The sequence below is a fragment of the Streptomyces sp. NRRL F-525 genome (genome assembly GCF_000716605.1).
Lineage (GTDB): Bacteria > Actinomycetota > Actinomycetes > Streptomycetales > Streptomycetaceae > Streptomyces.
This window is the reverse complement of record NZ_JNXE01000080.1, coordinates 1-8991: the sequence shown is the minus strand read 5'-3', so window position 1 is coordinate 8991 and position 8991 is coordinate 1. Positions and strand designations below refer to the sequence as shown.

Genomic DNA, 8991 nt, shown 5'->3' with positions numbered 1-8991 from the left:
TGAGACGTCGAACACCTCCCTCAACGGCGTAGGGGCCTTGTCCGTTGCGGACGCCGACGTCGTCACCTGATCAGTGGCCACACTGAAACGGCTCAGTGATGCTGACAGGTTGACGCCGAAGGTGGCCTCCTGGCGCGAGACGAGCTCGCTGAGCGTGACCTTCAACGATCCGCTGAAGCTGATGCCGACGGTCCCGGACGCCTCGGCCGAGAACGTGGTGCTCTCCTTGCTGCTGGTGCCGTTGTAGTTGGATTGAGGGGCGCCGATGGCGCGGATGTATCTGCCTCCGAGGTGAGTAGGGCGGTAGACGCCGCCCGAGTCGCAGAACCGACCGGCAGGTGCGTTGCCGGCAGGCGTGTCCGTGGGGGCCGCCGGCTCGGATGTGACGGCCGCGGGGTCCGTAGGCGCGTCGGTGAGGTCCGTCTCCGCGGGATCGACCGGCGGCAGCGTCGTCAGGGTGCCGTCGTCGTCGTTGCCGTCGATGGAGAACCATCCTTGGAGGTCGACGATGAGCTGGATGGTGCCACCGCTGGCGTTGTAGATGCTCACCGCGCCCTGGTCACCGGGCTGGGCGATCACCAGGTCGGTGGTCGAGGTGTTCGCCTGGAAGTTGTCCACCGACGTCGTCGACGGCATCGGCTGCCCGGTCGGCCACACGCGAAGATAGCCGGAGTTCTGCTGCCCGGTCGTGGTCAGGTTGAGTACGGCCGCGCCGAAGGAGGTGGGGATACCGTCGTTGCCCGCCACGGTCACGCTGACGCTGCTGTCGGCCGGGATGGCGGTGGTGGTGCGGGTGTCGAGCAGGCGGTCCTGGGCGGCGGTGAAGACCCCGTCACCGGAAGTCGCCTGGGTGAAGTAGCCGTAGACGTCGAGGACCACGTCGACCGACTGGGTGGACGACCCGTTCTTCAGGGTGATCTGGCCGTTTGCGCCTACGGGGATCACCGCGCCCTGCGACGTGGTGACGCTCTTGTAGTCGACGACCGGCTGCCCGGCCGATCCCCCGGTGGCGTACGCGTACAGGGTCCCGGCACTGCCGGGAGAGGGGACGGTGATGTTGGCATAGACCGACGCCTGGTCGGTGATGCCGTCCTTACCGTCGATCTGGACGTTCAGCGTGCCACCGGGCGCGATCTTCGCCTGCGTGGCGCCGGTGCCGTCACGGGTGTCGACGAGTCGTGACTGCGTGACCGGAACGTACCCGCCCGGGGAGGCGGTGCCGCCGTCGGCGGTGAAATAGCCGTTGACGCTCACGATGAGGTCGACGGTGCCGCTGGAGTTGTAGGCGTCGATCTTCCCGTCCGAACCGACTGCCACGATGGCCGAGTTGCTTGCGTCCGCGCTGCTGGAGAAGTTGATGACGGACGCCGGGTTGGGCCTGGTGGTGCCGTCGGGCCAAAGCTCCAGGTAACTGCCGGACGAGGTGGCGTTGGCCGCGGTGATGTCCAGCGACACGGCCGACACGCCGGAACTGGGGATGCCGCCCTGCCCCAGTACTTGGAAGGCGGCGGTCGAAGCCGCACCGAGCGCGCTGCCGACGCCGAGCGCCGAGCGCGTGTCGACGATTTTGGCAGAGGGCGAGATAGCGGAGAAGTTCCCGCTCGTAGTGGTGGCACCTGCCTGGGCGATGCTGGTCAGGCCGAAGCCGGCAAGGACCGTGAAGAAGACGACTGCCAAGGACAGACGTCTGCGTCTTGTGCGTCTCGCTTGCAACATATGTGAACCCCCCTGTGTTTCATGGAATTCACTCCCTGATGGGAGGCACGTCCATGCCGGAGGATCGTAAAGATCACTTACTTAAACAAACAACGATCTTTGACTAAAGGACGCATAAAGAACAGAAGGGCTAATGGGCACTGACCTGCATGAATCCATCGCCCGAATATCCCTGGCGCCCCGTCAATAATCCGCGCAGCACCCGCAGTTCACCATCTACGCCCTCATTTATCGGGGAGAACCACCGACGCCTCTCCGAGGCCACCGCCCTACCGCTGAAGTCCGAACTCGGAGGGACCTCGATCGGGGCCAGCGCATGGTCAGGCTCGGGGAACACATGTCGGCTGAATTCCCGCATCGCACGGGTCTGCCGTTCGACCGCCTCCGTGATGTCGAGGTCCGCCAACCAAGGTGGGGCGGCCTGCCGGTGGGCAACGAGAGCACCGTGGTAGCCATCGCTGGCCAACTACCGTTTCTTCGCTGGCCCCTTGGGCGCTTCCGGGATCTGGAGGACGACGTCGCCCCGAGGCCCATCGGCTCGCGCCCGCCGCACCGGACCACCGACGTCGTGCACGGCTTCGCCTTCGCCGTACGGGTGTTGCCGCGGTTCTTCCTAGCCGCCTCTAACACGACCCGGGCCAAGTCGACGCCCGACAACGCTACGCCGAGACAACCACCAGCAACAGGGCCTGCTGATCTACGAGTTGACTCAGCCCGTTCATCCGGCGGCCTTCCGCAGTCCGGGCAGGCGATGTCGTACGACCCCGGTGCCTGCAGTCGGCGTTCCACCCCGATCCTGCGTTCCGCGAGGACGGGCTCGATCCGCTCGTAGTGTGGAATCTTCGACACGATGCCGGTACCGGTGTGGGCGTCGACGACACAGTCCTTGCCCGCCACGGGCTGGCAGCGCGGACAGCTCCTCTTGGTCCAGAACCGGCGCGCCACCTGCTCATGCCGCACCGGCCTCGGCGCCCCGATCGCAGGAGCGGAACGTCCCGACCCCCTACGGCAACGGCAACAGGTTGTATGCGGCGCGGACCCGGTCGGCCTCCTCCGGAGCAAGCACCCCGGTCGGGATCCGCTTGGTGGACGGCGAGTTGGGGAACGCGACCCGCTCCTCCGCCGCGGACCCGAGCAGCGACAGTGCCTTCTCCGAGGAGATGACCCGCTCGGGGCGCGGCGCGCCGATGCCCTTCAGGATGCGAGGGCCGCCAGCTCCACTCCCGCGTGGAGGAAGGCGCCGACCCCGAAGTCCGCAGTGGTGTCGTAGGTGACGGGCTGGCTGGAGTCGGGGCGGTCGCCCACTCCCTGGACGTAGCCGAGGACGCCGTCAGGGTGGACGGCGGTGGTGACCAGGCCGTTCCAGGCACGGGCTGCGACCGGCAGGTAGGTGCCCCGGTCGACGAGGGCGGTGGCGACGGCGTAGGCGATGGCGCAGACGAAGAAGGACGTGCCGCTGCTCTCGGGGCCGGGGAAGTGGGTGGGGTCGGCAAGGTTGACGTTCCAGAAACCGTCGGAACGCTGGATCGGAGGGAGGGCGGTCACCAGGCGGGTAAGGGTGTCGCGGTACTCGGCGGTGTCGGACTGGGTGGGCGGCAGAGCCTTGAGGGTCTTGACGTGGGCGGCGGCCACCCAGCCATTGCCCCGCGACCAGACGACGGGCTTGCCGGAGGGCGAGACGATGTGGCCGGGCAGGAAGTTCTTGTCGCGGTACCACAGGCCGGTTGCCGGGTTCAGCAGGCCGGGGCCGCCCTCGGCGTGCTTGGTGTGCTGGTACAGGCTGTACAGCTTCTGGTAATAGCGGGCGTCGCCGCGCAGGGTTCCGAGGCGCGCGAAGGGCGGCATCGCCATGTGGAGGGCGTCGGCCCACCACCAGTCGTCGTTCTTGTCGACTTGGTCGGTGTAGGTCATGCGGTGCAGCGAGGTCTCGATCGCGCTGATCTTGTGCGGGTCGGGTTCCAGCGCGTAGAGGTCGAGATACGCCTGTCCGGCGTTCTGGTTGTCGGCGATCCGGGTGCTGGAGCCCCCGTTGAGGGCGTAGTTGTTCTGCTCGGCCCAGAACCGGGCGTAGTTGAGGTAGCGGGCGTCCTTGGTCAGGGAGTACAGGGACAGCAGGCCGGAGAAGAAAGTCGCGTTGGCCCACTGGTTGTTGCCCGGGTTGCCGTGGGCGGCGATCCAGTGGTCGGCGACTCGGCGCAGTACGGCGATGATCGCGGCGCGCGAGGGCAGAGCGGACGAGGGCACGGCGGCGGGGGCCGCCATTGCGCGCGGCCCTTCGATGCCGGTCAGCGCGGAGATTCCCACAGCGGCGAGCGCGCCGCCACCCGTCGTAGTCAGGAAGCGTCGTCGGTCCATGTCCTTGTCCATGGAGGCCAGGGCCTTTCGTGTCTGGGGAGCGGGCGGATGTCCCGGAGTTGGGGGGGGTGAAGGGTTGGCTGCGGCGCGGCAGCCCCCTTACGGGAACCGACGCGGCGCATCGCCAACGGTGCGCAGCACGTACTCAGTTGGGGTTCTGGGCGTTGGTGAGGGTTTCCCAGGCCACGAAGAGGTTGTTCGTGCCGGCCGGGCGGTTTCGCTCGGTGAGGGTCTGGGTGTTGGCCATCGCGACGCCGTGGAGGGTGTTCAGCGTGTTGAAGCCGACCTCGGTGACGGGGCCGAGTCCGAGTTTGAGAGTGCCGCCGCACACGGTGGAGGGGACGGCCGCGCCGAGTTGGTACTTCGACTGGAAGCCCAGTGCCTGCCGTAGCCGTTCACCGACCTGCGGGTAGAGGTCCTGTCCCTGGATGCGGGCGGTCTCCAGGACGTGGGAGATCGAGGAGATGCCGTAGCCGGTGTGGGTGAAGTCGCGGCAGGTTTCCTGGGTGATGCCGGTGGTGAAGGTGCTTGCGCCGAACCAGAAGCCGACGATCTGGTCGCGAGTGGTGAGGTGCTGGCTGGGCACGGTCTTGGGCAGCGCGCCGTCCGAGGAGAGGTAGACGAAGGCGGGAACGCGCTGCAGGTAATGGCCGATCGCGGTGTCGTAGCCGGTGTGGTCGTCAAGGAACACAGAAATGCTGACGGCCGCCTCCAGCATCGTCAGGTCCCAATTGCCGGTGCGGTTGGAGCCGTTGACGACCAGCGGGAGATAGACGGTGCGCAGCATCGTCGCGAAACGGCCGGCGTTGGGCCAGTTGCCGTGCACGATCTTGATGATCTCGGCTGCCTTGGGCCAGGAAGAGCCCGCCCAGCCGGTCTGCAGCGGGGCGTTGTCGTTGGTGTGGTTACGGATGGTCGCGGACCAGGCGTCCATGAGCTGGATCGCCTTCTGCGCGTAGCGGTCGTCGCGGTTGATGTGCCAGGCCAGCGCATCGGTGTACGCGGCTATCGCGTCCTCGCGTTCGTCGGTACAGCCGTTGTTGGGATTCGAGGAGGGGCCGCACTCCACCGTCGCCCGGGGTTTGGGGCTGCGTGACAGCGAGGCGTACGCGCTCGCCGTCATGCTGTCGTACGCGGCCTTCCACGGCTGGGCCCCCGCCTGGACCTTGGCCCGCACGAAGTCGAGCTGGGCGGAGTCAAGGTTCACGCCCGGGTGCACGAACACCGCAGGCGATGCGGCAACTGCTGCGGCTCTGGCGGTGCCGGGCTGAACGGCTGTGGCCCGCGTGGCTGCTTCCCGCGCGAGTGCCGGGGAGGCCGAGGCGGGAGCCATGACGGCTGCGGCCGCCACAACGCCAAGCACGGCGGACAGGCCAGCGAACCGGGAGAGGGCTGTTGAACGCATGGGGGGGACGGCCTTCCACGAGGCGACTGCCGCTACGGAATTCCTATACGTGAACAGTGAATGCGATTGTGAACCGCTGATGCCGGAAGTTAGTCGCGCAGGACCGAGGGCGTCAAGGTCTAGACCAACATTCCTGGCGGCCTGCGGCCGCGCCATCACGCGTCCCACGCAGTCCGGGACGCCAGGGCACTACGCGCGCCGCAGGCACTGTCGAGGGCGATGCCGACAGTGCCGACAGTGCCGACCGCTCTCAGAACTCGACCACCCAGCAAGCACCGATCCGACGGACGTGTGGACCTGACGATGGCATCGCCATGCGGCCGGTTAAGCCGTAGGAGGCGGCGTTCCTCCTCTTCTCCCTGCCGGTGACGGACAAGGAGGGACGGATGCCGGAGGTGTAGCCGTTCGTGCGGCAGATCGTCGACTTCAGATTCGCCTGCGTGACCGCCGGGGAGACCGCGCTCGGAGTGCACTTGGGATCCTCCAACGGCTCCCCCTTCAGATACCGGTAGTGGCAACTCCCTGCGGCCGACTGCTGGCTGCTGCACCGTGTACGTCCTCTGCGGGCCCGCCCCCACCGCGATCGCCCGTCCTGCCGCGCCGCCGCCCGAAGGACCCGTCAAGGGGCCCCCTCCCTGACGGCACTGCCCGTGAACCACTCGTTGGCGGGCAGGGACATGACGTTTCGTCACCGCGTGGCCTCGACTACGACCGCGCCGCACCTGGCCTACGGCGTCCTCTGGCTCTGCCTACGTCGGTGCGGAGCGGGGCGGTTTGACGGTGGCTTCGTTTCAGCCAGTGGCACGGCCGGCTCGCGGTGTGTGCCCAACTCCAGCCCGTTGAGCAGGCGTTCACGGCCGAGGCGGGCGGCGTACCGCCACACCGGTTTCACCGCCGCCGATCCCCCTGAGACCGCACCGAGACCGCGCTGAATGGAGGGTCGGTCACGCTCTGCGGCATGACGACGACGGCCCCGCCAGGGGCAGCGGACGGGGAGGGGATCACCATGAACGGCCTGCGACTTGTCCGTCTACACGCGGCGGTCTTCGGGCGCTTCGCCGGGCTGGGCAGCGCGGTCACTCTGGCGGCCGCGGCGGCCCTGGTCCTGCTTTCGCAGTGGATCCCGTGGATGGCGGCGAACGCGCTGACCACCGTCGCCTCCGCCGTGGTCGCCACCGAGTTGCACGCCCGCGTCTCCTTCGGCCACGGACGGCCCGGCCTTGCCGGGCACCTGAAGAGCGCGGCCACCATCGCTGCCGGCTGGCTTGTCACGTCCGCCGCGGTCGGCGCGCTGACCGTGCTCCGCCCCGGCGCCGGACTCGTCCTGCAGCAGACGGTGTACTTGTCGGCCACCGCGCTCGTCGGGATCGGCCGCTACCTCGTACTGCGTCTGGCGGTGTTCGCCGAGGGCGCCCCGCAGCGCCGAACCGGCGGCGAAGTCCGGTCGCGTGCCGACTACAACGCGGCGGCGTAGGTGGGCGAATTCCGGTGAGCGCCGCAACTCGTGATCATTCCAGTGTTGCGACGAGCTCACTGAAGAGCTCGGCGGGTGTTTGCCGGCCGGGGATCTTGCGGGGGGGGGCGGTCGTTGAGTTCAGCGGCTACGCAGGCGAGATCTTCGGCACTGCAGATCGACAGGTCGGTGCCCTTGGGAAGCACTGCCGCAGCAGGCCGTTGGTGTTTTCGTTCGAGCCGCGCTGCCATGGGCTGGCCGGCTCGCAGAAGCAGATCGGGATGTTGGCGGCGCGCGTGAACTCGTCGCGCCGTCCCATTCCGCTGCCCTGATCCCAGGTCTGCGAGCGTGTCAACTCGGCCGGCAGTCCGGTGAAGGCGTGTTCGAGCGCGTCGCGGACGTGCTCGGCTGGCCGCGCTCGGTCTGGAGTTGGCGCATGAGGACGGCCCGTGATGTGGCCTGGGCAGCGGTCAGGCTCCGGCGCGCGGGCTGAGCGTCGCGCAGTCACGGACAAAGTCGCGGAAGCGGAACGGCGGGCGCGCGAGACCCGCGTCACGGGCACGGTTCCGTCGCTTCCGGCCAGGGGCCGCCCAAGTCGGCGCGGGGACGGCGGACATCAGGGCCTGTGACGGGATCCGGCCCACCCCCGGACGACGGGAGTGGACCGGATCGCGGCAGCGCTCCGCGGGTCAACGGACCGTGGTGACCCGGTGCTCCTTCAGCGCGGCGCAGTTGGAGCCCGTCACGTAGACGTACACGTTGTCGATGTGGCCGCCCCAGTCGACGCAGTGGGCCTTGCCCTGGACATAGGTCGGTCCGGCGTACGAGGTGTACGCGCCCTCGTCCTGGGCGTACTCGTCGGTGTCGGGGACGTAGACCCAGGCGCCCATGTCGCGCGCGGCGCCGGGGTTGGTGCGGATGGTCGCGACGCAGTTCTTGCCGTTGGAGGCGTTGTAGGTCAGGTAGACGGTGCCCTGCGTGCCGACGGGCGCGGAGTTGACGGTCTTGTAGCTGCTTCCGCAGACCTTCTGCGCGGTGGTGTTCGGTGCTGCGGAGGCGGGGCCGGCCAGAACGGTCGTCGCGCCGACCGCCAGGGCCGCCAACGCGGTACCGGCGAGAAGAGAACGATTGAATATCATATTTCCCCCTTATGGTCTTAGGAGTGTCTTGCTCCTGACAGGTCAGACACGTGCAGGTCGCGCAGGGTTGTGACCCTGCACCGGCTCGATCCGGCCGAGTTGGCCGGGCGGGCCGGGAACACGGCTGGCTGGCCGTGACCTGGGTGGGCGGGGAAGTTGCGGCGGCACCCGGGCCAGCCGTCCACGCACCGGGGCAGTCCGCGCCGTCACAGCCGCGGTCTCCGTCCGAGGAGATCGCAAGCCGAGAACGCCAGGCAGCAGCGCGGGGGGCCAGGGGCCGCCCGCGCCCGACGCCCCGCCACCGCGGATCCACCCGACAGCACGACGACGCCCGGACGTCGGCGCATTCCTGCCACAACCCCTTGGCGCACTATGCGTCGAAGAAGTCCATTCAAGTCCGGCTCAGAGACCTGCACCGTGATCCCGCTGGCCGCCCCGGGCAGCGAAGGGACGCTGTCGAGCCCATCTGGCCTACAACCGCGGAACAGTGCTGCTCCGCTACGCCGACCAGTGTGGGTCCGGCAAGGACATCAAGCCGATCTTGGGGGAAGTCTCCGCTGAACGCGGCGACAGGTTGCGCGTACTGGAAATCGACTACGACCAACCCGGCCAGGCCTGTTGCAAGGCGCGCCGCACACACGTATCAAACAGGGCAAAAAATGCCACTCCGTGCCCCCACCCGGCCCAGTACCGCAGCGTCGTCCACCGCGAACCGCCCACGGCTGTAGGTGATGGCACTCTTACCACTAGAATTGACACCATGACTGCCATCACCCTGCGGATCCCCGACGCCATGGACAAACAACTGCGCGACGCCGCCGCCAGCGCCCCCTCCCTCAACGACTACATCGTGCGAGCCGTACGACGACAGATGACCCTCGATGCCGCGCGCAAACTCGCCACCATCACCCCCCTCGACCTGG

General features: G+C 68.2%; 4 protein-coding genes and 2 pseudogenes. 1 reads left to right on the top strand and 5 read right to left on the bottom strand.

Annotation, left to right across the window (positions count from 1 at the left end; all coding sequences use genetic code 11):
• From OO69_RS47630 to OO69_RS47620, 3 genes and pseudogenes are all read right to left on the bottom strand, one after another.
• Positions 1 to 1677: pseudogene (locus OO69_RS47630) on the bottom strand (hypothetical protein); the annotation flags it as partial.
• Between the two features lie 1233 nt (positions 1678 to 2910).
• The gene (locus tag OO69_RS47625; protein ID WP_033287304.1) at positions 2911 to 4071 is read right to left on the bottom strand and encodes a glycoside hydrolase family 88 protein; all 1161 of its coding nucleotides are present in this window, start codon (positions 4069 to 4071) and stop codon (positions 2911 to 2913) included.
• A 145-nt stretch (positions 4072 to 4216) separates the two neighbouring features.
• Positions 4217 to 5476 (bottom strand): alginate lyase family protein, encoded by a 1260-nt coding sequence (locus OO69_RS47620; RefSeq protein ID WP_078652918.1) that lies wholly within the window; start codon positions 5474 to 5476, stop codon positions 4217 to 4219.
• A gap of 958 nt (positions 5477 to 6434) precedes the next feature.
• Between OO69_RS47620 and OO69_RS47615 the strand changes: the two genes are divergently transcribed.
• Entirely contained in the window at positions 6435 to 6950 is a 516-nt protein-coding gene (locus tag OO69_RS47615) for a hypothetical protein (protein WP_234444719.1), read from the top strand.
• Between the two features lie 34 nt (positions 6951 to 6984).
• Here the strand turns inward: OO69_RS47615 and OO69_RS53415 are convergent.
• Together OO69_RS53415 and OO69_RS47610 are read right to left on the bottom strand one after the other, a co-directional pair.
• Positions 6985 to 7344 (bottom strand): annotated as a pseudogene (locus tag OO69_RS53415) (IS30 family transposase); the annotation flags it as partial.
• A gap of 274 nt (positions 7345 to 7618) precedes the next feature.
• Positions 7619 to 8068, bottom strand: a complete 450-nt coding sequence (locus tag OO69_RS47610; RefSeq protein WP_033287300.1) for a hypothetical protein — start codon at positions 8066 to 8068, stop codon at positions 7619 to 7621.
• Positions 8069 to 8991 lie beyond the last annotated feature (923 nt).